We start from the raw sequence: 21,656 nt of genomic DNA, 5'->3' as shown, positions 1-21,656 counted from the left end.
GGTCACACCGCGACACCGCCCGCCCGCGCCGCGCCTAGTGCTCGAAGCGGTAGTTCTTCGGGGCGATCGTGAGACCGGACTCCGTGACCGTGAGCCCGCGGGCCAGGTCCTGCTCCCGGTCCAGTCCCACGGTGGTGCCCGGGGGGACCACCACGTTCTTGTCCAGGATGCACCGGTGCACGGTGGCCCCGGTGCCGATCTGCACGTTCTGCATCAGCACGGACTCCGTGACCCGGGCGTCGTGCTCCACCTTGACCTTCGGCGAGAGGATCGACGAGCCCACGTGCCCGCCGGTGATCAGCACACCGGGGGAGACGATCGAGTCGAACGCCACACCCGCCTGACCGTTGGGGCCGCGCACGGTCCGCGCCGGCGGCGCCATGATCTGGTGCGTGTAGATGGGCCAGTCGTAGTTGTACAGGTTGAACACCGGCAGCGGGCGGATCAGGTCCATGTGGGAGTCGTAGTAGGAGTCCAGGGTGCCCACGTCACGCCAGTACTGCCGGTCCCGGTCCGTGGAGCCCGGAACGTCGTTGTGCGTGAAGTCGTAGACCACCGCCTCACCACGGTCCGCGAAGTACGGCATGATGTCCCCGCCCATGTCGTGGTGCGTGTCCGCCTTCTGGTTGTCCGTGCGCAGCGCCTCCACCAGGGCGTCGCGGTCGAACACGTAGTTGCCCATGGACGCCAGGAACGCCCCCGGATCATCCGGCAGGGGAGCCGTGGTGTCCGGCTTCTCCACGAACCGCGCGATCTTCGCCGGGTCCTGCGGATCCGTCTCGATCACACCGAAGGACTTCACCATCTCCATGGGCTGACGCACCGCCGCCACGGTGGCCCTCGCCCCGGAGTCGATGTGCTTCTGCACCATGTCCGCGAAGTCCATGCGGTACACGTGGTCCGCGCCCACGACCACCACGATGTCCGGATCGGCGTCGTCGATCAGGTTCATGGACTGGTAGATCGCGTTCGCCGAACCCAGGAACCAGTCCTTGCCCCGGCGCTGCTGCGCGGGCACCGACGTCACGTAGTTGCCCAGCTGCGTGGACAGCCGCCACGTCTCGGACAGGTGCCGGTCCAGGGAGTGCGACTTGTACTGCGTGAGCACCACGATCTGCAGGTACCCGGAGTTCACCAGGTTGGACAGCGCGAAGTCGATCAGCCGGTAGCCACCCGCGAACGGCACCGCCGGCTTCGCACGGTCCTCCGTCAACGGCATCAGGCGCTTGCCCTCGCCGCCGGCCAACACGATCGCCAGGACCTTCTTCTGTCGTGACATACGTACCCCTCCACTTTCCGAGACGGTCAGGACCCCACGGGTCACGACACGACATCGACATCGACTGGTCTTCCCCGTCATTGTGTCCCACGCGACCAGGCCGGACACAACACCTCCCCGAACACGGGAGAACTTTGCGCGCTCGCGGCCGGTTTCCGCCCCGTCCCGCCCACGACGCCGCACCGCCGGGTCCGCGCGCACCACCCCTGCGGGCGTGCCGGGCCCACGGGCACCCGTCCCACGTGGGCCGGCGCCTGTCCGCCGCCACCGCCCGTGCAGTACGCTCGCAGGGTGCGAGTAGACATCCTGAGCAAAGAATTCCCGCCCGCCGTCTACGGGGGAGCGGGGGTGCACGTGGCCGAGCTGTCCCGCGTGCTCGCGCCGCTCGTGGACCTCAACATCCGGTGCTTCGGCGACCCTCGGGACCCCGACTTCCACGGCGCCCGCGTGAAGGCCTACCCGGTGCCGGCCGAGCTCGGGGAGGCGAACGCCGCCGTGCAGACCCTCGGCGTGGACCTCACCATGGTCCAGGACGTCGCCGGCGCGGACCTCGTGCACTCGCACACGTGGTACGCCAACATGGGCGGGCACCTCTCCTCCCTCATGCACGACATCCCCCACGTGCTCTCCGCCCACTCCCTGGAGCCCCTGCGCCCCTGGAAGGCCGAGCAGCTCGGCGGCGGCTACCGGGTGTCCTCCTTTGCGGAGCAGACCTCCTACGAGGCCGCCGCCGCGATCATCGCCGTGTCCGAGGGGATGCGCCAGGACATCCTGCGCTCCTACCCGGCCGTGGACCCGGACCGCGTGCGCACCGTGCACAACGGCATCGACGTCTCCCAGTGGAACCGTGACGAGAGCACGGACGTCCTCGCGGAGAACGGCATCGACCCCACCCGCCCCTCCGTGGTCTTCGTGGGCCGCGTGACCCGGCAGAAGGGCGTGCCCTACCTGCTGCGTGCCGCCCTGCAGCTGCCCCCCGAGGTGCAGCTCGTGCTGTGCGCGGGTGCGGCGGACACCCCCGAGCTCGGCGCCGAGGTCAACGCCCTCATCGACCAGCTCAAGAGCGAGCGGGACGGCGTGGTGCTCATCGAGAAGATGCTGCCCCGCCGCGAGGTCGTCCAGATCCTCTCCCACGCCACCGCCTTCGCGTGCCCCTCCGTCTACGAGCCCCTGGGCATCGTGAACCTCGAGGCCATGGCCTGCGGCGCCGCCGTGGTCGCCTCCGCCACCGGTGGCATCCCCGAGGTCGTGGCCGACGGCGAGACCGGACGCCTCGTGCCCATCGAACAGGTCACCGACGGCACCGGCACCCCCCTGGACCCCCAGAAGTTCGTGGCCGACTTCGCCGCAGCCCTCACCGAGGTGGTCTCCGACCCCGAGCGCGCTCGCCGCATGGGTCAGGCCGGGCGACGCCGCGTGGAGGAGCACTTCTCGTGGGAGTCCATTGCGGAGCAGACCCTGGAGGTCTACCGCTCGGTGCTCTGAACCCACACTGCTCACGACTCGACCCCCGGAGCCCTTGGGCTCCGGGGGTCGAGTCTGTTCCGGGGGGTTTCAGCCGCCGGTACGGGCGTCCCCGTCCGCGGCCTGGTTCGCCGGTGCGGCCAGGACGCCGCTGAGCAGCGCCTCCACGGCTGACACGTAGGCCTCTTGGCTCGCCGCCGGGTTCTCCGACAGGCTCACCTGCACCATGTAGCCCTGGACCAGCCCGATGAATGCGGGCCGGAGGCGATCGGCCAGTCGTTCGGCGTCGTCCGGGGACAGTCCCCGCTCGCTGCGCAGCCAGGCACCCAGGTAGCGGCGGATGTGACTGCCCGCCTCCGCGAGGATGCCGCGCGCGGCCACCTGCAGCTCGGGGCGCCGCACGGACTCGCCCCAGACCTGCAGTGGCAGACCCGGGAAGTTCTCCCCCTCGGGAAGGTCCTCGACCACCATCGCCAGCGCGCGGGCGGGGTGGGGGAGCGGGTGCTGCGCGTGCAGCCGGTCGAGCATGCCCAGCCGATCGCGCATCACGCCCCGGCTCGCGTCCAGGAAGAGGTCGTCCTTGCCCCGGTAGTAGACGTACACGGCGCCGGCCGAGAGCCCCGACTCCGCAATGATGTCCGCCATGGACACGGCGGAGAAGCCCTTGCGTCCGATGCAGACCAGCGCGGCCTCCTGGATCCGACGCCGCATCTGCTCCCTGTGCTCTTCCGTGACCTTGGGCACGTCCACCTCCAAAAACGAATGATCGTTCTTGACAGCGTAGCGGATCGCGGTCAGACTCTCCAAGAACAATCATTCTTTTTGAGAGGAGACGCCCCATGTCTCACGTCAGGACACCAGAGCCCCGGCAGCGCCCCGACTGGGCCAAGAGCATCAAGGCCGCATTCATCGCCACGGCGGTGGTGTCGATCGTCCTGCTGGCGTTCGCCTGGCCCACCGCCACGTCCAAGACCGAGCACCTGCCGGTGGCGGTGGTGGGGACACAGGAGCAGATCGACGCCGTGACGGAGAAGATGCCCGAGGACCTGCTGGATCTGCACCCGGTGGCCGCCCGCGAGGACGTGGTCAACGGGATCAGGACCCGCGAGGTGTACGGCGGGATCGTCCTGGGATCCCAGCCCGAGATCCTCACGGCCAGTGCCGCGAGCCCCGTGGCGTCGCAGCTGCTCGGCTCCGTGGGGACCACCATGCAGCGCGGGATCGACCAGAAGGTCATCGAGGGCACCACCAAGGCGCTGCAGAACATCAAGGGTGCGCTGTCGAAGGGCCCGGCCGGGATGGCCGCCCTGGCGCAGCAGGGACCCCAGCAGCAGGCCGGTACACCACCGACCGTGAAGACCACGGACGTGGTGCCGCTGTCCGAGGACGACCCGCGGGGGAGCGGGCTGGCCATTGCCGGGCTGCCCCTGACCATGGGCGGGATGATCGGGGGCATCCTGATCTCCACGCTCGTCACGGGTGTGCGCAAGCACCTGCTGGCGCTCGGACTCTACGGCGTGCTGGGCGGTTTCATGCTGGCGGCCATCCTGCAGGGGCTCTTCGGCATCCTGCAGGCGAACTTCTTCGCAAACTGGGCGGCGATCGGCCTGGGGATCGCGGCCACGGCATCCGTGATCGTGGGGCTGAGCTCGCTGATCGGGCGCGCCGGGCTGGCGGTGGGCGCCGTCCTGACCATGTTCATCGGGAACCCGATCTCCGCACTGACCTCGCCCAAGGAGTTCATCCTGCCGCCGTTCGGTGAGATCGGGCAGTGGCTCGTGCCGGGCCTGTCCGGAACGCTGCTGCGTGACCTCTCGTACTTCCCGGAGGCGAACATCGCCGCACAGGTGTGGGCGCTGGTCGGGTGGGTCACCCTCGGTGTGGTGCTGACCTTCCTGGGACACCACCGCAACGAGTCGGCGCTCACGGGCAGGGCGGAGACCGGGACGCAGAACGCTGCGGAGAGCGAGCCACGGACGGCCGTCCAGGCCTGACGCCACCTCGGTCGTCACCGGGCGGGGAGCACCGCATGGGGAGCGGTTCTCCCCGCCTCTTCTCCGCTGTACTTTACATAATGTACATTATCGGTCATCAATGGATGGGGCCACGGCACACACGGACCCCCATACCAGGATGGTGAATTTCCAGCTGCCCACTGACCGGGTCGCTGCTGATCTCACACTCGGGACCACATGAGCCCCGTCGCCGGTCCGCGCCTTGCCACGACGCTTCTCGGTGCCCGCGCTCGCCCATGACGACGTCCTGCTGCCGCAGTTCCCCCGCCCACACCGAACTGGTACAAACGGTGATCGCCGGATGGCCACGTGCTGCGGCCTGGTTCGAGTTCGATCATCGGATCCCCGGTTGACCCGTGCTTCACTTTCACGTGGGCCTTGAAGGTTCAGATCTCAGGTCTCACTCGAATCTCCCTGCATATGCCCGCGATATCATGGAGGTCATGCAGACCGATTCCGCCCCTTCCGCGTCCCCAAAACCCCTCGGCTCCCCCTCGGCCTCCCGTTCCCGCGTGGAGAACCGTTCCGGACGTACCTCCGGCTGGCCCGTGTTCCTGGTGGCTGACCTCGTCCTGGTGCTGGTCTTCGCGGCCATCGGGCGCGCCAGCCATGGTGAGAGCCCGGGCGGGCTGCTCCTCACGGCTTGGCCATTCCTGATCGGTGCCCTGGTGGGATGGCTGGTGTGCCGAGGATCACGGCACCCTGCCGCCGTGATCCCCACGGGCCTGTCCGTGTGGCTGTGCGCCGAGGTGGGAGGCATGGTGCTGCGCGCCCTCACGGGCCAGGGCACGGCGCTGCCGTTCGTGGTGGTGAGCATCGTGATGCTGGGGGTCCTGCTCACCGGCTACCGCCTGATCCTGGTGCTGGTCGCCCGTGTGCGGCGCCGCACGAGCCCCGGCACCACCTCGGGACCCCGCACCGCGGGAGCGGACGCCCGGCTAGGCTGAGGTGACCCCGTGGAAAGGAACCCCATGTTCACCGCCATCGTGCTGATCAAGACCTCCTCCGACCGGATCCCAGAGGTGGCGCAGGAGGTCTCGGACATCCGCGGTGTCTCCGAGGTGTACTCGGTCACGGGTGAGTGGGACCTGATCGCCATCGTCCGCGTGGACCAGCACGAGCAGCTTGCGGACGTGATCGCGGACGAGCTGTCCAAGGTCCGCGGTGTGGAGTCCACGAGCACCAACATCGCCTTCCGCACCTACAGCACCCACGATCTCGACGCGGCGTTCTCCCTCGGCATCGACGACTGAACACGACCCCGCGGACCGGGGCGCCACTCCCCCGCCGCGGGAGCGTGCGGCGTCGTCGTGCGGTCGGGGAACCACTGACCGGCGGGGGCGGCTCCCCCGCGGGCCGGGTCACGCGGCGGCGAACGCCACCCAGCGCTCCAGAACGTCCCGGGCGGCACCCGAGTCCACGGACTCCGCCGCGCGCCGCAGCGCGGCGGCGAAGCGTGACTCGAAGGAGCCCTGCGCGTCCTCCGCCACGGCGACGAGTCCGGCCGCGGCGTTGAGCAGCACGGCGTTGCGCACGTGGCCCGGGGCGGCGTCGAGGACGTCCCGCACCACGCCCGCGTTGTAGGCGGCGTCCCCGCCTCGCAGGTCGGCGATTGTGGCGCGCGGCATGTCCAGGTCCAGGGGTTCGAGCGTGTGCTCGGTGATCCGGCCGTCCCGGACCTCCCACACCGTGGACGGTGCGGTCACGGTCAGCTCGTCGAGACCGTCCCCACCTCGGAAGACCAGGGCGCGGTCCCCGCGGTTCTGGAAGACACCCGCCATCAGCGGCGCCAGTGCGGCGTCCGCGACGCCGATGGCCGAGGCCTCGACCCGCGCCGGGTTCGTGATGGGTCCCAGGAAGTTGAACGCGGTGGGCACCCCGAGGGCCTTGCGCGCCGCAGCCGCGAAGCGCATCGACGGGTGGAAGGTCTGCGCGAACAGGAAGGTGATGCCCACTTCGGAGGCCGCTTCCTGCACGCGGCGGACCGGCATGTCCAGCTGGACGCCCAGCGCCTCGAGCACGTCCGCCGAGCCCGACTTCGACGACGACGCGCGGTTGCCGTGCTTGACCACGCGCGCTCCCGCGCCGGCGCACACGAGCGCGGCCATGGTGGAGATGTTCACGCTAGAGAGCCGGTCCCCACCCGTTCCCACGATGTCCAGGGCGGGCCCGGGCACGTGGATGGAACGGGCGTGGTGCACCATCGCGTCGGCCAGGCCGTTGAGCTCGGTCACGCACTCGCCCTTGGTGCGCAGGGCCATCAGGAACCCCGCGATCACGGCGTCGGGGACCTCTCCGGCCATGATGTCGTCCATGGCCCGGTAAGCCGCGTCCCGTGACAGGTCCTCACCCCGGGAGAGCGTGGTCAGGAGATCGGGCCAGCGGGATGTCGTCCGGGAGTCCGTGGAGGTAGTCACACGGCCGACTCTACCGCCCGCCCCGGCTCGCCGATGAGCGGCGCCGGGCACCCCCGCGACGGGCGAGTGCGCACGGATCCCGGGCCGGTCCCGCGACACGGTGGACCCCCGATCCCCCGGTGGTTGGTCCGCCAGGAGTTTTGGCGACATAATGTCTCTGTGACAACTGCGACTCATACCCCAGCCAAACCGGTCGGTGCGACCATCACTCGCCCCAACCTCACCTCCGTGGGCACCATCGTGTGGTTGTCCTCCGAGGTGATGTTCTTCGCCGGACTCTTCGCCATGTACTTCACCCTGCGTGCCACCTCACCCGAGGTGTGGCGCGAGAACACCGAAGTGCTCAACGTGCCCATGGCGTCGATCAACACCTTGATCCTCGTGCTGAGCTCCGTGACGTGCCAGTTCGGCGTGTTCGCGGCGGAGCGGCTCCAGCCCCGGCGCACCGGCGGCATCTTCCAGTTCGCCAAGTGGGGGCTGACCGAGTGGTTCGCCCTCACGTTCCTCATGGGTGCCGTCTTCGTGTCCGTCCAGGTCTACGAGTACGCCTCGCTGGTGTCCGAGGGTGTCACCATCGCGGCCAGCGCCTACGGCTCCGCTTTCTACATCACCACCGGCTTCCACGCCATCCACGTGACCGGTGGCCTGATCGCATTCCTGTTCATCATGGGCCGCGCCTTCGTCGCCAAGCGCTTCGGGCACTACGAGGCCACGTCGGCCATCGTGGTGTCCTACTACTGGCACTTCGTCGACGTCGTCTGGATCGTCCTGTTCGCCCTGGTCTACTTCATCAAGTAGCCGGTGCACGACTGTCCGACCATCCCAGTTCTAGTCCCGAGTAAAAGGAACGTTTGACGTGAAGGCACTCTCACAAAAGCGCCGCCATCCCATGGCAGCCCTCGCGCTGCTGGTCATGGCTTTGCTTCTCACCGGTGGACTCTACGCAGTCGCCACAACCACCAACGAAGCCAAGGCCGAGACGACCACCTACTCGGCACAGGACATCGAGGAAGGGCAGAAACTCTTCCAGTCCAACTGCTCCACCTGCCACGGCATGAAGGCCCAGGGCACCAGCTCCGGACCGTCCCTGATCGGTGTGGGTGCCTCCTCGGTGGACTTCCAGGTCGGCACCGGCCGGATGCCCATGCAGATGCAGGGTCCCCAGGCGCAGGTGAAGCCCAAGCAGTTCAACGAGGAGCAGACGGACCAGCTCGCGGCCTACGTGGCCTCTCTGGGTGCCGGCCCCACCGTCCCGGACGCGAAAGACGTGGACATTGCCGACGGCAACTCGGCCAACGGTGCCAAGATCTTCCTGGCCAACTGCGCCATGTGCCACAACGCGGCCGGTCAGGGCGGCGCCCTGACCCGCGGCAAGTACGCCCCTTCCCTCATGGGAGTCAGCGAGAAGCACATCTACGAGGCCATGCAGACCGGTCCGCAGAACATGCCGGTGTTCAACGACGCCAACATCACCCCCGACGAGAAGCGGGACGTCATCACGTATCTCAAGACCCTCGACAACAACACCACCGTCGGCGGTTTCAGCCTTGGTTCGCTCGGTCCCGTTTCCGAGGGCCTGTTCATCTGGACCATCGGCCTGGTCGTAGTCATCGGTTTCACCGTGTGGCTGACCTCTCGCGCCGCCTGAGGGCGCGCACCGACCACCGGTCGGTACCCTTGACACTATTCACAGCACCAAGAGAAGAATGAGGGACCACATGGGCGACCATCGTGATGGCAATCCCCACAAGAGCGGGGCGGTTGTCACCTCGGACGGCGCGGAGCTGGACCAGTTCCCCGACCCGGGGCTTCCGCCGCACCGTCCCCGCATGACTGATGTGGACTCCAAGGCGGCCAAGCGAGCCGAACATCAGGTGGTCCTGCTGTTCCTGCTCTCCGTCATCGGGTCCGTGATCTTCTTCGTGGCATACTTCGGTATCCGCGTGGACGGGCCGCTCTACGACGCGGTCAACACCGAGCCCACTGCTCAGCTGCGGCTGCAGAACCTGTTGCTCGGACTCGGCATCGCCCTGGGCATGTTCGGCATCGGCATCGGGGTCGTGCACTGGGCGCGGACGCTCATGCCCGACCACGAGATCGTGGAGCAGCGTCACGATCTCCGTCCCGAGAGCGAGCGGGCCGAGGCGCAGAGCATCCTGAACACCATTTACGACGAGTCCGGCGTCAAGCGGCGTCCGCTGCTGCGCAACACCCTCATCGGTGCCGCCGTCCTGATGCCCCTCCCCTTCGTGGGACTGCTCAAGGACCTCGGCCCCACGGACCTCAAGGTGCTGCGCCACTCCATGTGGGACGAAGGTGTCCGCCTGGTGCGCGACCCCTCCGGCACCCCCATCAAGGCGTCCGACGTGACGCTGGGTTCGGCCTTCCACGTGATTCCCGAGAACCTCACCAGCCTCGGCCACGAAGAGGGCTATCTGAACGAGAAGGCCAAGTCTGTTGTCCTCCTCATGCGTCTCGACCCGGACAAGGTGAATGTGTCCGAGGGGCGCAAGGACTGGAACGTGGACGGCATCTTCGCCTACTCCAAGGTCTGCACGCACGTGGGCTGCCCGATCGCCCTGTACGAGCAGCACACGCACCACCTGCTCTGCCCGTGCCACCAGTCCACGTTCGACCTCACGAACGAGTGTGAGGTCATCTTCGGCCCGGCATCACGTCCCTTGCCGCAGCTGCCTATCACCGTTGATTCCGACGGCTACCTCGTTGCCCGTAGCGACTTCCACGAACCCGTGGGGCCCACCTACTCCCAGCGCGATTTCGCCGTCAAAGACATGCAGGATGAGGCCAACTAATGTCCACATCGACTGACTTCGAATACCGACCCACAACTCGGACCGGCCGCATCGCCAACTACGTGGACACCCGCGTCGGTGGCTCGTCCATTGTCAAGGAGTTCGGACGCAAGATCTTCCCCGACCACTGGACGTTCATGTTCGGTGAGGTCGCGCTCTACAGCTTCGTCATCCTGTTGCTGTCCGGCACGTTCCTGGCGCTGTGGTACGACCCGACCATGACTTCCATGGAGTACAAGGGCAACTACGTTCCCATGCAGGGTGTGGAGATGTCCGGGGCATATGCCTCCACCCTGAACATCTCCTTCGACATCCGCGGCGGCCTCTTCCTACGCCAGCTGCACCACTGGTCCGCGCTGCTGTTTGCCATGGCGGTGGCGGTCCACATGCTCCGTGTGTTCTTCACAGGCGCGTTCCGGCGGCCCCGTGAACTCAACTGGGTGGTGGGCTGCGTGCTCTTCATCCTCGCGATCGTGGCCGGCTTCTCCGGCTACTCTCTCCCCGATGACGTCCTCTCCGGCAACGGACTGCGCATCGCGGACGCCATTGCCAAGTCCGTTCCGGTGGTCGGCACCTACATCTCCATGTTCATGTTCGGCGGCGAGTTTCCCGGGCACGCGATCATCGGGCGGCTCTACATCGTCCATGTGCTGATCATCCCCGCGCTGATCCTCATGATGATCGTGATCCACCTGTTCATGGTCGTCGTGCACAAGCACACGCAGTTCGCCGGTCCGGGCCGCACCGAGAACAACGTGGTCGGCTACCCTGTGGGGCCCGTCTACGCTGCCAAGGCTGGCGGGTTCTTCTTCATCGTCTTCGGTATCCTGGCCGCCATTGCCGGGTCCACCACCATTAACGCGATCTGGAACTACGGTCCGTACGACCCCTCCCCCGTTCAGGCCGGTTCACAGCCCGACTGGTACATGGGCTTCTCCGACGGCGGTCTGCGACTCATGCCCGGGTCCTGGCCGTTCTCCTGGGAGATCAACCTCTTCGGTCTGGCCATCCCGCTGGCGATCCTCCTGCCGCTGATACCAATGGCCGGCATGTTTGGAGCGATGTTCGCGTGGCCCTGGATCGAGCGCTGGGTCACCCGCGACAACCGCGTGCACAACATCCTGGATCGCCCTCGCAACGCCCCGTTCCGTACGGCCGTGGGCGCTGCGGGTGTCACGTTCTACGCCGTGCAGATGATCGCCGCTTCCGGTGACCTCATCGCGACCCACTTCCACGTGGCCGTGAACGACGTCATCTACTGGCTGCGGGCACTGTATTTCGTGGGCCCCATCCTGGCCTTCATCATCGCCCGCCGGTTCTGCCTGGCCCTGCAGCGCAAGGACCGTGAGATCGTGCTCCACGGCCGCGAGTCGGGCCGCATCCAGGCCCTGCCCCACGGTGAGTTCGTGGAGGTCCACGAGCCCCTGGACGAGTACCGTCGCTACAAGCTGGTGGACTTCCAGGACCACCAGGTGCAGCCGGCTCGAGCCAATGCCAAGGGCAAGATCACCGCTGGCGAGAAGGTGCGTGGCCGCCTGAGCCACCTGTTCTTCGAGGACCGGGTCTCCCCGGTGACACCCGCGGAACTCGAGGCGGCGCACGGGCACCACGAGCCCGAGCCGGTGGCCGTTGGAGCCGGCTCGCACGCGTCACAGATCGAGAAGTAGACGCGGTAGCGGGTACACCTCGCTCGACGCACCAAGGCCCGCAGGGATCACGGATCTCTGCGGGCCTTGTTCGTGTGCCGAGGATGCTGCACCCGCGGAACTCCTGGACGGCCGACGAGGTCGGCTACCCGGGCAACGCGGGACCACGCATGGATGAGCGATGCGCTCGTGGAGCTGACGCCACGCGGACGTCGGCCACGGTCCCACACGACTCCTCCGTCGCCTCACCGTCCGGGACGTCCAGGATATTGGGCGTTCAGGCCACCGGGCGCGCGAGGGACGTGAGCTCCGCACGGCGAACCACGGGCCGTGGAGCCGGCCAGCGCGGCTGCCGTTACCAGAGACAACTCCTGGATGCGTGGCCTTGCTCGTCCCTCACCGGAGACGTCGGCCCGGTAGACCCCTGACGGGCCATGAGCGTCCGCCCGGATCGTCCCGTGCCGGGGAATTAGCGCGCTTCAGTAATGCTTGCTAGACGCCCATGCTGTGGGTTCTCGCGCTCCAGCAATGCCTGAGGCACCTCCGAGCTATCGGATCGGGCGTGACCCACCTGGCATCACGTTCACGGAGTCGGGGTTGGAACTCAGTCCTCGCGGCCAGCCGGAGCAGACAGGGCGGCAGCCTGTGTGGGAGGAGCCGTCACAGGGCATTTCGGCCACTGCGACGGCCACGGAGCACCACGTGGCCCGTTCCGGGGTTAAGCCCGCCGCATTGCCCGAGTTGGTCTTCATGACTGGTCGCCCGTACCCCATGGCGGGTCACGCGTGATGCAATCCGCTACTTCGAGGGAACACCCACAAGACGATCCCGCGCACATGGACGCGCGTGCATCAATGGGCCGCGACGGTGGCAGACACGGGCGGCCGCGGTCGAGCGGCACCCCTCGGGCCGCAGGGATTCGATACGGAGCCACACCTGCGGCCCTCCCGCATCCGCTTCCACTGGTGCTAATCCTCCGCAGGCATGCCGGTGCGGAGGAGCAGCGTGTGCGACCCATGGTGCAGGTCCTGTCCCGACGCTGCTCCCCTCACGGGTCCCGAGGATGTTCCCCTCACGGGCCGCCCGGCCATGCCAACACCCTGCCCCACACCCCTGCACGGGTGCCCGGCAAAATAGTGCCGACCCCGGCAGCAGTGCCGGCCCTGGCCGTACTTGCCGGCGCGCCAATCGCTCGGCACACGGCCGGTCGGCTATTTCAACCACTGAATCGTCCCGGTCCCATAGGTACCTGGACTGGCGCCGGAGGCCCTCCCGCAGTGTCCAACATGCCGATGGCTCATGGGGTACAGGGATAGGTGGGGAACAGAAGCCGCCACCTGCCGGCATCAAGGTGGCATGGTCCCGGCGTGTTACCACCTCACCCGTCTGCCGGTATAAACGCCGCCTCCGCCCTCCCCTGTCGCCACCCCTGACCAGGGCACCCCAACGAGGGGTCACCCGCCCATAACTATGTGCAGGAACCATGCACCGGCCCGGCGGAAGTCGCCTGACGGGCAGGGCCACCGCGCTGCTCGTGCCGCTCCGGGACCTACCGTTCTCCATCACGCCCGGCGAGGAAGCACGCAGTCCTATGGGCCCGATATTTGCCCTGGCCCGCCATCGGCCTCCACAGACAGCTCTAGGCGGCCCGGCCCTGCGAGCCCGCGATGAAACATCGCCGAGGGAATCAGTACGGCACGTGGACGCGAAGAAGCCCGCGTCGTCCGTGGACGACGCGGGCTCTGCGCGAACCTCAGGATTCCGAGGTCAGTGAGCGTGCTCCCCGCGGGAGTGCTCGAAGATGAGGCCCAGGAGACCCAGAACGGCCACAGGTGCGGCCAGACCGATGATCCACCAGCCAATCGCGAGGGCGGTGATGAACATCGCGCAACCGAGGCCCAGCAGCAGCGGCCACCAGCTCCACGGGGAGAAGGCGCCGTACTCGCCGGACATCTCCACAATCTCCCCGTCTTCACGGTCCTCCGGGAGGGGTCCCCCGGTGGACCGCTGCACGAGCCACAGGTAGATGACGAGCATGAAGCTCATCGCGGCCACGGCCAGCAGCGCGGGAAAGCCCGCAAGCTCCTTGAAGTCCGTGACGAACCCGTAGATGAATCCCACGACGGTGCAGAAGACGCCGAGCAGGAGGAAGGTCTTGATAGCTGTGCTCATCGTCCGTTCCTTCCGCTGCCGCCGACCAGGGGGGTGTCAGCATCGAACTGCTGGCTGGAGAATGCCGAGAGCTCCGGGTGGTGGAGATCCAGGGCGGGGCGCTCCGAACGGATCCGGGGCAGGGAGGTGAAGTTGTGGCGCGGGGGCGGGCAGGAGGTCGCCCACTCGAGGGAGCCACCGAAGCCCCACGGATCGTCCACTTCCACCTTCTTGGCGTTGCGGTGAGTGGTGTACACGTTCCAGAAGAACGGGATCATGGACACGCCCAGCAGCATGGAGCCGATGGTGGAGAACTGGTTCATCCAGGTGAACCCGTCCTCGGGGAGGTAGTCCGCGTAGCGACGGGGCATGCCGTCCACGCCCAGCCAGTGCTGGATGAGGAAGGTCATGTGGAAGCCCACGAACAGGAGCCAGAAGTGCACCTTGCCGATGCGCTCGTTGAGCATCTTGCCGGTGAACTTGGGCCACCAGAAGTAGAAGCCGGCGAACATGCCGAACACGATGGTTCCGAAGATCACATAGTGGAAGTGAGCCACCACGAAGTAGGTGTCCGACACGTGGAAGTCCAGCGGCGGCGTGGCCAGGATGATGCCGGTCAGACCACCGAACAGGAAGGTGAAGAGGAACCCCAGCACCCACAGGATGGGCGTTTCGAAGGTGAGCGAGCCCTGCCACATGGTGCCGATCCAGTTGAAGAACTTCACGCCCGTGGGAACAGCGATCATCATGGTCATGAAGGAGAAGAACCCCAGTGCCACCGCACCGGTCACGTACATGTGGTGCGCCCACACGGTCACGGACAGCGCAGCGATGGCGATGGTCGCGAACACGAGCCCCTTGTAGCCGAAGATCGGCTTGCGGGAGAACACCGGGATGATCTCGGACACGATGCCGAAGAACGGCAGCGCGAGTACGTACACCTCGGGGTGGCCGAAGAACCAGAACAGGTGCTGCCACAGGATGGCTCCGCCGTTCTCTGGATCGAACACGTGTCCACCCAGACGACGGTCCATACCGAGCGCGAACAGGGCGGAGGCCAGCGGCGGGAAGACCATGATCACCAGCATGGAGGTGATCAGCGTGGTCCAGGTGAAGATGGACATCCGCCACATGGTCATGCCCGGTGCACGCATGCAGACGATGGTGGTGATGAAGTTGACGGCGCCGAGGATGGTGCCAAAGCCCTGCAGGCCCAGGCCGAAGACCCAGAGGTCACCGCCCACGCCCGGACTGAACGTGGTGCTGTTGAGCGGCGCGTAGGCGAACCAGCCGAAGGACGCGGCGCCCTGCGGGGAGATGAAGCCGGACATCGCGATGAGCGACCCGAACAGGAAGAACCAGAAGGACAGCGCGTTGAGTCGCGGGAAGGCCACGTCCGGGGCGCCCAGTTGCAGGGGCACGATCACGTTGGCGAACCCGATGAACAGCGGGGTGCCGAACATGAGCAGCATGATGGTGCCGTGCATGGTGAACAGCTGGTTGTACTGTTCCTTGGTCTCCAGGATCTGCATGCCGGGCTCGAAGAGCTCCGCGCGGATGAGCAGCGCCATGACGCCACCCAGGCAGAAGAAGATGAACGAGGAGATCAGGTACATGTACCCGATCGTCTTGTGGTCGGTCGAGGTGAGCCAGTTGACGATCACCCGGCCCTTGGAGCGCGGGACAACGCGGGGTGCGGCGATCGCCGCGTCGTCCCGCGAATATTCGAGCGTAGACATTGCCTATCCCCTAGTTGTTGGTAGTTTCGTTGAGGTTCGGGTTGCGGTTGTACTCGTCGCCGACGAATCCGGTGTTGCCCTCGTCACGCAGCTTCTGCATCTGGGCGTCGTACTCGTCCTTGCTCACCACGGAAACGTTGAAGAGCATTTCCGAGTGGTACTCACCACACAGCTCCGCGCACTTGCCCGCGAAGGTGCCCTCGCGGCCGGTGGTGAAGCTCATGTAGTTGGTGCGGTCCGGAATCATGTCGATCTTCTCGAGGAACGCGGGCACCCAGAACGAGTGGATGACGTCGCGAGAGGTGATCTCGAGCTCCACCTTGCTGTTGGCGGGGAGATACAGGGTGGGGAGGGTCTTCTCCACCCCTGGCTGGCCCGTGAGGTGCGCCTGAACGCCCTGGTAGTGGACGTCGTCGTCTAGGTAGTTGAAGTCCCAGGCCCACTGCTTGCCGTACACCTGGATCTTGGTGTCGGGGTTCTCGAAGCGGTCCGTGATGACGGTCTGCGTGCGGAACGAGAAGAAGAAGAGGGTCACGATCATCGCGATCGGGACGATGGTGTAGAAGATCTCGAGCGGGGCGTTGTACGCGAGCTGACGGGGATAACCCGTCTCGTTCTTGCGCCGGCGGTAGGCGACCATGCACCAGAGCATGAGACCCCAGACCAGCAGACCGACGCACAGCGCCGCGACCCAGGAGCCGATCCACAGGTCCATGATCTGATCGGCGTTGTCGGTGGTGCCCCGCTGCGTGGGCAGGAAGCCCACCTTGGTCTGCTCCGAGCAAGCGGTGAGCGAGATCGTCGCCAGGACTGCCACTGCCGAGGCCTTCAGCGTACGGCCGCGGCGGCTGCCGGTTCGAGTTTGCGAACTCACAGACGGCCCTTCCTCTTCTGTGTGTGGGTTCCGCATCGGTCCTGCGCGAGGGCACAGAGGACACGTCGCCCGTTGATGGTTCTTCCTGTGAAGCTTACCCCTCAGGCCCCGGGATGTGCTGACACTGTGTCAGCGTGCCGTGTCGGGTCCTGACCCGCCCGGCGGTGCCGCCCCGGACCGGCTCCGGGCGGTGGCGTGGGGCCGCGGAATGGGCGTCGGGAACCGCCCGCACACCCCGGCCGCACGGGCCGCAGCGACCCCCGAGGAGGGCCGTGCAGCGCTCATGACGAAGGGGCGCCCGGTGACCGCCGTGGTCACCGCGCGCCCCTTCGTGTGGGCGACGACTCAGTGGAAGGAGTCGCCGCACGCGCAGGAGCCCTGCGCGTTGGGGTTGTCGATCGAGAAGCCCTGCTTGGAGATGGTGTCCTCGAAGTCCACGGTGGAGCCGCTGAGGTACGGGACGCTCATCTTGTCCACGATCACCTCCACGCCGCCGAAGTCGCGGACGTGGTCCCCGTCCAGGACGCGCTCGTCGAAGTAGAGCTGGTAGATCAGACCGGAGCAGCCGCCCGGCTGCACGGCCACCCGCAGCCGCAGGTCCGTGCGGCCCTCCTGCTCGAGGAGATCGCGAACCTTCTGAGCGGCGTTGTCGGTGAGCAGGACCTCGTGCGCGGGCAGGTCCTGGGTGGTCTCGTTCTCGGTGGTGACGCTCATGGTGCTCACTTTCTGTGCGCCCCGGGGAGACTCCCCCGGGTTCGGTTCAGGCGTTCCGGCCAGTGGAACGCGCGGCCACGGGGAATCATTCCGCCTGCGCCGCGCCCTGGTCCGCGAGGGCCGTCAGGACGAGGGCCTCGGCGGTCACCGCGTGCAGGAAGTCCCCGATGTGCAGGGACTCGTTGGCGCTGTGCGCGCGGGTGTCCGGGTCCTCGATGCCGGTGATCAGGATCTGCGCCCCAGGATACGCCTCGGTCAGGGTGGCGGTGAAGGGGATGGAGCCGCCCATCCCGGCGCGCACGGCCGGGCACCCCCACGCCTGCTCGAAGGCCCACAGTGCGATCTGCGAGCTCACGGCCTCCGTGTCCGCGTGGAACGACGGTCCGGCCTCCTCCACCTCGAACGTCACGTGGGCACCCAGCGGGGCGTGCTCCATGACGTGGCGGTGCAGCGCCTCGGCGGCCTCCCGCGCGTCCTGGCCGGGAGCGATGCGCAGGCTGAGCTTGGCACGGGCGGTGGCTGCAATGGTGTTGGACGCCCTGGCCACGTCCGTGACGTCGATGCCCGTGACGGACAGCGCCGGCTGGGTCCACAGCCGCGACGCGATGGACCCGCGCCCGGCCAGCTGCACGCCGTCCAGGACACCCGCGTCCGCGCGGAACCGCGCCTCGTCGTAGTCCACGTCCGCGTGGCCCTCGCTGAGCAGCCCCGCGACGGCCACGGCGCCGTCGTCGTCGTGGAGGGTGGCGATCAGCCGCGACAGCAGCGTGGGCGCGTCCAGGATGGGCCCGCCGAACATGCCGGAGTGCACCGAGTGGTCCAGCACGCCGACCTCCACGATCCCGCCGACGACGCCGCGCAGGCTGGTGGTCAGTGCCGGCACCCCCACCTCCCAGTTGGCGGAGTCCGCGATCACGATGACATCCGCGGCCAGCTTCTCCTTGTGGGCGGCGAGGAACGCCTCGAAACCGGGCGAACCGGCCTCCTCCTCGCCCTCGACGAACACGGAGATGCCGAGGCCGGGCTCGCTCCCCCGGTGCTCGAAGAACGCCCGCAGCGCGCCCACGTGGGCCATCACCCCGGCCTTGTCGTCCGCGGCCCCGCGGCCCCACAGCCGCCCGTCCTTCGCCACGGCCTCGAAGGGTTCCGTGTCCCACAGCTCGCGCCTGCCGGGGGGCTGCACGTCGTGGTGGGCGTAGAGCAGGATGGTGGGGTGGCCCGGTGCGGCGGCCTTGCGCGCCACCACGGCGGGGTGGCCCGTGCCGTCCTCGGACGGCACGCGCAGCACCTCCACGCCGTCGAAGGGCAGCTCGGCGAGCAGGTCCGCGACGGCCTGCGCGCTGCGGTCGAGGTCGGCGGCGTCGAACGAGTCCCACGCGATGCCGGGGATGGCCACGAGCTCGCCGAGTTCGTGCAGGAGCGTGTCCCGGGAACGGTCCACGCTCGCCCGGAGCGCCTCGACGGTGTCGGAACTGGGGCGTGTGAAGTCTGTACTCATGGCCACAGCCTAGCCGCGGCACCGCGTCCCGCCGGGGACACGCGCGCGTGGGGACCGCACCGGCATGGCCGCCTCCACCGCGGGCCCCGCTCCGGGGACACGCGCGCGTGGGCACCGCGGGTTCAGCGACGCGAGGGCGGCCGCCTCCTCCTCCGGGGGACACGCGCGCGTGGGCACCGCCGCACTCCGCTAGGCTGGCCCGGTGTTTGGACGCAAGAAGTCAGAGCAATCCTCCGGTTCCACCGCCGTGCGCGCCTCGGCCGTGACCCGCTCCGCGGGCTCATCCGCCGTGCGGGCCCCCGCGACGGACGACGCCGCCGGTGGTGACGGGCGACCTCGCGACGCCCACGCGGCTGCGGGAAAGAAGGGCCGCCCCACGCCCACGCGGAAGGAGCAGGAGGCCGCGCGTCGCAGGCCCCTGATCCCCGAGGACCGCAAGGCCGCCAAGGCCGAGTCCCGGGTGGCCGAGCGCGAACGCCGGGCGCGGGCCCAGGCGGGCATGGCCGCCGGGGACGAGCGCTACCTGGGGCCGCGGGACGCCGGTCCGCAGCGGCGCTTCGCCCGGGACTGGGTGGACTCCCGCTTCAACATCGGCGAGTACGTGATCGTGCTGCTCCTGGTGATCTTCCTCCTGCTGTTCCTGCCGATGCAGTCCGTGGTCATGACCGTGATCTGGGTGGTGTACGGCTACATCGCACTGTGCGTCCTGGACGCCGTGATCATGTCCCAGCGGATGCACGCCGCCATGCGACGAAAGTTCGGCACCGTCCAGGGCGGCACGCGGTGGTACGCGGCCATGCGCACGTTCACCATCCGCAGGCTGCGTCTGCCCAAGCCGCAGGTGCGCCGCGGGGAGCGTCCCGAGTAGCTCCACTCGCCGCGCGAGGCACCACGCGAGGAGGGCCGGTCCCGTGGACCGGCCCTCTTCGCGTTCCACGGGACCTTCCGCGTCAGCGGGACGTGCCCCGTGCCGCACGCCGCAGCCCGCGATTGATCCTGGCCGCCCAGAACGGACCCTCGTAGAGGAACGCGGTGTAGCCCTGCACCAGTGCCGCGCCGGCATCCAGGCGCTCACGGACATCCTCGGCGCTCGTCACCCCGCCCACGGACACGAGCACGAGCCGGTCCCCCACGTGCTCCCGCAGGAGCCTGAGCACGGCCACGGCCCGACGCCGCACGGGCGGTCCCGAGAGTCCGCCGGCGCCGCACCGCGTCACCTCCTCCGGGCTGCTGCGCAGACCGAGCCCCTCCCGGGCGATCGTGGTGTTCGTGGCCACGATCCCGTCCAGTCCCAGCTCCAGGGCCAGGTCCGCCACGGCCAGCACGTCCTGGTCCGCGAGGTCCGGGGCGATCTTCACGAGCAGGGGCACGCGTCGGTTCGTCACGCGGTCCGCCTCCCGGCGCACGGCGCCCAGCAGCGGCCGCAGGGAGTCCAGCTCCTGCAGTTGACGCAGCCCTGGGGTGTTGGGGGACGACACGTTCACCACGAGGTAGTCCGCGTACGGTGCGAGCACCCGCGTGCTGCGGACGTAGTCCCCCACGGCGTCCTCGAGCCCCACGGCCTTCGTCTTGCCGATGTTGACGCCCACCACGGGGCGCGGACGTCCGGTGCGGATCGACTCCTGCGCGAGGCTCTGCAGTGCCGCGGCGACCCTCGGGGCCACCGCCTCGGCGCCGTCGTTGTTGAAGCCCATCCGGTTGATCACGGCGCGGTCCCGGACCAGGCGGAACAGGCGGGGTCTGGGATTGCCCGGCTGGGCGCGGCCCGTGACGGTGCCGATCTCCACGTGACCGAACCCGAGGTCCGTGAGGGCGTGGGTCCCCGTGGCCCCCTTGTCGAAGCCTGCGGCGAGTCCGAACGGCGAGGGGAACGTGAGTCCCATGACCTGCACCGCGGCGCCGGCGTCCGGAGCCGTCAGCCGGCTCAGCAGGCGACCGAGACCGGACCGGTGGGCGAGTTTGATCCCCGCGAAGCCCAGGGTGTGGGCGAGTTCGGGATCCATCCAGGAGAAAGCGACCTTGAAGAAGACGGGGTACACGCGCATGGTCCACAGTTTTTCACACCCCGGCAACGGATCCGGCCGGGGGTGGGCGCGGTTCGCAGCGCCACGACATCGCCATCACCGGTCACGGATCTTTAGACTCCTACATCAGACTTGAGATCTAACCATCAAGTTGTACAAGAAACTTCTTTCCCGCGAGAGGTGGATCATTGATCCTCCCCCTCGGACGACCGGTCCACGGCTCCGCCGTACCGACGGTCCCTGTCGACGTAGTCCTGGACGGCCCGCCACAGCACACGGCGGTCCATGTCCGGCCACAGCACGTCCAGGAAGGTCATTTCCGCGTACGCGGACTGCCACAGCATGAAATTGGACAGTCTCTGCTCCCCGGAGGAGCGCAGGAACATGTCCACGTCCGGCAGCTGCGGCTCGTCCAGGTAGCGCTGCACCGTGTCCTCCGTGATGGACCCGGGTTTGAGCACCCCGGCCCTGGCATCCCTGGCCATGGCGGCGGCGGCGTCCGCGATCTCGGCGCGTCCGCCGTAGTTCACGCACATGGTCAGGGTGATCACGTCGTTGTCCCGCGTCTGCTCCTCGGCGGTCTCGAGCCGCTTGATCACGGAGCCCCACAGCCGGGGGCGGCGCCCGGCCCACCGCACCCTGATCCCCCACTCCTGGAAGGTGGGTAGCTGACGGGCCATCACGTCCCCGGTGAAGTTCATGAGGAACGCCACCTCGGAGGGTGAGCGCTTCCAGTTCTCGGTGGAGAACGCGTAGGCGGACACGTACGGGATCCCCAGGTCGATGGCGCCGGCCACCACGTCCATGAGCGCGCGCTCCCCCGCGCGGTGGCCCTCGGTCCGTGGCAGGTTGCGTTCGTTCGCCCAGCGGCCGTTGCCGTCCATCACGAGCGCCAGGTGCTGCGGCAGGGCGGAGCGGTCGATCGCCGGTGCGGTCTCACCGCTGGGGTGCGGCGGCGGCGGGGAGAAGCTGTTCACGCGGGGTCCTCTCGGGTGACGGTGGTACTCCCCCACCCTAGGACC

The 21,656-nt window shown here is 68.0% G+C and carries 19 protein-coding genes; 9 read left to right on the top strand and 10 right to left on the bottom strand.

Annotated features, from left to right (window positions below):
- Positions 1–34: 34 nt before the first annotated feature.
- Complete coding sequence (gene glgC, locus C1C97_RS01655; RefSeq protein ID WP_110919320.1) at positions 35–1,279, bottom strand: glucose-1-phosphate adenylyltransferase; 1,245 nt, start codon at positions 1,277–1,279, stop codon at positions 35–37.
- A 291-nt stretch (positions 1,280–1,570) separates the two neighbouring features.
- Between glgC and glgA the strand changes: the two genes are divergently transcribed.
- On the top strand, positions 1,571–2,764 hold the full coding sequence (glgA, locus tag C1C97_RS01650; RefSeq protein ID WP_121030474.1) for a glycogen synthase: 1,194 nt from the start codon (positions 1,571–1,573) through the stop codon (positions 2,762–2,764).
- A gap of 69 nt (positions 2,765–2,833) precedes the next feature.
- Here glgA and C1C97_RS01645 read toward each other — a convergent pair whose 3' ends face one another.
- Positions 2,834–3,556, bottom strand: a complete 723-nt coding sequence (locus C1C97_RS01645) for a TetR/AcrR family transcriptional regulator (protein ID WP_233542656.1) — start codon at positions 3,554–3,556, stop codon at positions 2,834–2,836.
- A 26-nt stretch (positions 3,557–3,582) separates the two neighbouring features.
- Between C1C97_RS01645 and C1C97_RS01640 the strand changes: the two genes are divergently transcribed.
- The 3 genes from C1C97_RS01640 (at position 3,583) to C1C97_RS01630 (ending at position 6,011) form a co-directional block, all read left to right on the top strand.
- On the top strand, positions 3,583–4,737 hold the full coding sequence (locus C1C97_RS01640) for a YhgE/Pip domain-containing protein (RefSeq protein ID WP_121029798.1): 1,155 nt from the start codon (positions 3,583–3,585) through the stop codon (positions 4,735–4,737).
- A gap of 464 nt (positions 4,738–5,201) precedes the next feature.
- A complete protein-coding gene (locus C1C97_RS01635; RefSeq protein WP_121029797.1) occupies positions 5,202–5,705 on the top strand; it encodes a DUF3054 domain-containing protein in 504 nt (167 codons plus the stop codon).
- Positions 5,706–5,729: 24 nt separating this feature from the next.
- Complete coding sequence (locus C1C97_RS01630) at positions 5,730–6,011, top strand: Lrp/AsnC family transcriptional regulator (protein ID WP_199712151.1); 282 nt, start codon at positions 5,730–5,732, stop codon at positions 6,009–6,011.
- A 108-nt stretch (positions 6,012–6,119) separates the two neighbouring features.
- On the opposite strand, the gene trpD is transcribed toward C1C97_RS01630, so the two are convergent.
- The gene (trpD, locus tag C1C97_RS01625) at positions 6,120–7,175 is read right to left on the bottom strand and encodes an anthranilate phosphoribosyltransferase (protein ID WP_110919325.1); all 1,056 of its coding nucleotides are present in this window, start codon (positions 7,173–7,175) and stop codon (positions 6,120–6,122) included.
- Between the two features lie 159 nt (positions 7,176–7,334).
- Between trpD and ctaE the strand changes: the two genes are divergently transcribed.
- The 4 genes from ctaE (at position 7,335) to qcrB (ending at position 11,655) form a co-directional block, all read left to right on the top strand.
- Positions 7,335–7,973 carry an aa3-type cytochrome oxidase subunit III gene (gene ctaE / locus C1C97_RS01620; protein ID WP_110919326.1) on the top strand — a complete coding sequence of 213 codons (639 nt, stop codon included), beginning with the start codon at positions 7,335–7,337 and terminating at the stop codon, positions 7,971–7,973.
- Between the two features lie 58 nt (positions 7,974–8,031).
- Positions 8,032–8,823, top strand: coding sequence for a cytochrome bc1 complex diheme cytochrome c subunit (gene qcrC, locus C1C97_RS01615; RefSeq protein ID WP_110919327.1), 792 nt, complete (start codon positions 8,032–8,034; stop codon positions 8,821–8,823).
- 70 nt (positions 8,824–8,893) lie between these two features.
- Positions 8,894–9,988 (top strand): cytochrome bc1 complex Rieske iron-sulfur subunit, encoded by a 1,095-nt coding sequence (gene qcrA / locus C1C97_RS01610; protein ID WP_199712149.1) that lies wholly within the window; start codon positions 8,894–8,896, stop codon positions 9,986–9,988.
- Entirely contained in the window at positions 9,988–11,655 is a 1,668-nt protein-coding gene (qcrB, locus tag C1C97_RS01605) for a cytochrome bc1 complex cytochrome b subunit (RefSeq protein ID WP_110919329.1), read from the top strand. Before qcrA ends, qcrB begins: the two co-directional genes overlap by 1 nt.
- Before the next feature lie 1,746 nt (positions 11,656–13,401).
- On the opposite strand, the gene C1C97_RS01600 is transcribed toward qcrB, so the two are convergent.
- The 5 genes from C1C97_RS01600 to C1C97_RS01580 all read right to left on the bottom strand — a co-directional run bounded on the left by C1C97_RS01600 (position 13,402) and on the right by C1C97_RS01580 (position 18,610).
- On the bottom strand, positions 13,402–13,806 hold the full coding sequence (locus C1C97_RS01600) for a cytochrome c oxidase subunit 4 (protein ID WP_121029796.1): 405 nt from the start codon (positions 13,804–13,806) through the stop codon (positions 13,402–13,404).
- Entirely contained in the window at positions 13,803–15,524 is a 1,722-nt protein-coding gene (ctaD, locus tag C1C97_RS01595; protein ID WP_110919331.1) for an aa3-type cytochrome oxidase subunit I, read from the bottom strand. The genes C1C97_RS01600 and ctaD overlap by 4 nt, the downstream gene beginning before the upstream one ends.
- 10 nt (positions 15,525–15,534) lie before the next feature.
- Positions 15,535–16,341: an aa3-type cytochrome oxidase subunit II gene (ctaC, locus tag C1C97_RS01590; protein WP_110919332.1), complete on the bottom strand. Its 807-nt coding sequence runs from the start codon at positions 16,339–16,341 to the stop codon at positions 15,535–15,537.
- Positions 16,342–16,743: 402 nt separating this feature from the next.
- A complete protein-coding gene (locus tag C1C97_RS01585; protein WP_110919339.1) occupies positions 16,744–17,112 on the bottom strand; it encodes a HesB/IscA family protein in 369 nt (122 codons plus the stop codon).
- Between the two features lie 85 nt (positions 17,113–17,197).
- Entirely contained in the window at positions 17,198–18,610 is a 1,413-nt protein-coding gene (locus C1C97_RS01580) for a dipeptidase (RefSeq protein ID WP_121030472.1), read from the bottom strand.
- Between the two features lie 202 nt (positions 18,611–18,812).
- Here C1C97_RS01580 and C1C97_RS01575 point away from each other — a divergent pair, with 202 nt between their 5' ends.
- Positions 18,813–19,478, top strand: coding sequence for a DUF3043 domain-containing protein (locus C1C97_RS01575; protein WP_110919333.1), 666 nt, complete (start codon positions 18,813–18,815; stop codon positions 19,476–19,478).
- A gap of 82 nt (positions 19,479–19,560) precedes the next feature.
- Here the strand turns inward: C1C97_RS01575 and C1C97_RS01570 are convergent, their stop codons facing one another.
- Together C1C97_RS01570 and C1C97_RS01565 are read right to left on the bottom strand one after the other, a co-directional pair.
- The gene (locus C1C97_RS01570; RefSeq protein ID WP_110919334.1) at positions 19,561–20,655 is read right to left on the bottom strand and encodes a quinone-dependent dihydroorotate dehydrogenase; all 1,095 of its coding nucleotides are present in this window, start codon (positions 20,653–20,655) and stop codon (positions 19,561–19,563) included.
- Positions 20,656–20,819: 164 nt separating this feature from the next.
- On the bottom strand, positions 20,820–21,611 hold the full coding sequence (locus C1C97_RS01565) for an isoprenyl transferase (protein ID WP_121029795.1): 792 nt from the start codon (positions 21,609–21,611) through the stop codon (positions 20,820–20,822).
- Positions 21,612–21,656 lie beyond the last annotated feature (45 nt).

The organism is Kocuria tytonis, assembly GCF_003226895.2.
GTDB lineage: Bacteria > Actinomycetota > Actinomycetes > Actinomycetales > Micrococcaceae > Kocuria > Kocuria tytonis.
The sequence above is the reverse complement of the archived record's forward strand: the minus strand, read 5'-3'. Positions and strand labels throughout refer to the sequence as shown.

Coding starts and splice junctions, on each gene's coding strand:
- glgC (WP_110919320.1), bottom strand. CDS start 1,279: ATGTCACGACAGAAGAAGGTCCTGGCGATCGTGTTGGCCGGCGGCGAG.
- C1C97_RS01640 (WP_121029798.1), top strand. CDS start 3,583: ATGTCTCACGTCAGGACACCAGAGCCCCGGCAGCGCCCCGACTGGGCC.
- C1C97_RS01635 (WP_121029797.1), top strand. CDS start 5,202: ATGCAGACCGATTCCGCCCCTTCCGCGTCCCCAAAACCCCTCGGCTCC.
- C1C97_RS01630 (WP_199712151.1), top strand. CDS start 5,730: ATGTTCACCGCCATCGTGCTGATCAAGACCTCCTCCGACCGGATCCCA.
- qcrA (WP_199712149.1), top strand. CDS start 8,894: ATGGGCGACCATCGTGATGGCAATCCCCACAAGAGCGGGGCGGTTGTC.
- qcrB (WP_110919329.1), top strand. CDS start 9,988: ATGTCCACATCGACTGACTTCGAATACCGACCCACAACTCGGACCGGC.
- C1C97_RS01600 (WP_121029796.1), bottom strand. CDS start 13,806: ATGAGCACAGCTATCAAGACCTTCCTCCTGCTCGGCGTCTTCTGCACC.
- ctaD (WP_110919331.1), bottom strand. CDS start 15,524: ATGTCTACGCTCGAATATTCGCGGGACGACGCGGCGATCGCCGCACCC.
- C1C97_RS01585 (WP_110919339.1), bottom strand. CDS start 17,112: ATGAGCGTCACCACCGAGAACGAGACCACCCAGGACCTGCCCGCGCAC.
- C1C97_RS01580 (WP_121030472.1), bottom strand. CDS start 18,610: ATGAGTACAGACTTCACACGCCCCAGTTCCGACACCGTCGAGGCGCTC.
- C1C97_RS01570 (WP_110919334.1), bottom strand. CDS start 20,655: ATGCGCGTGTACCCCGTCTTCTTCAAGGTCGCTTTCTCCTGGATGGAT.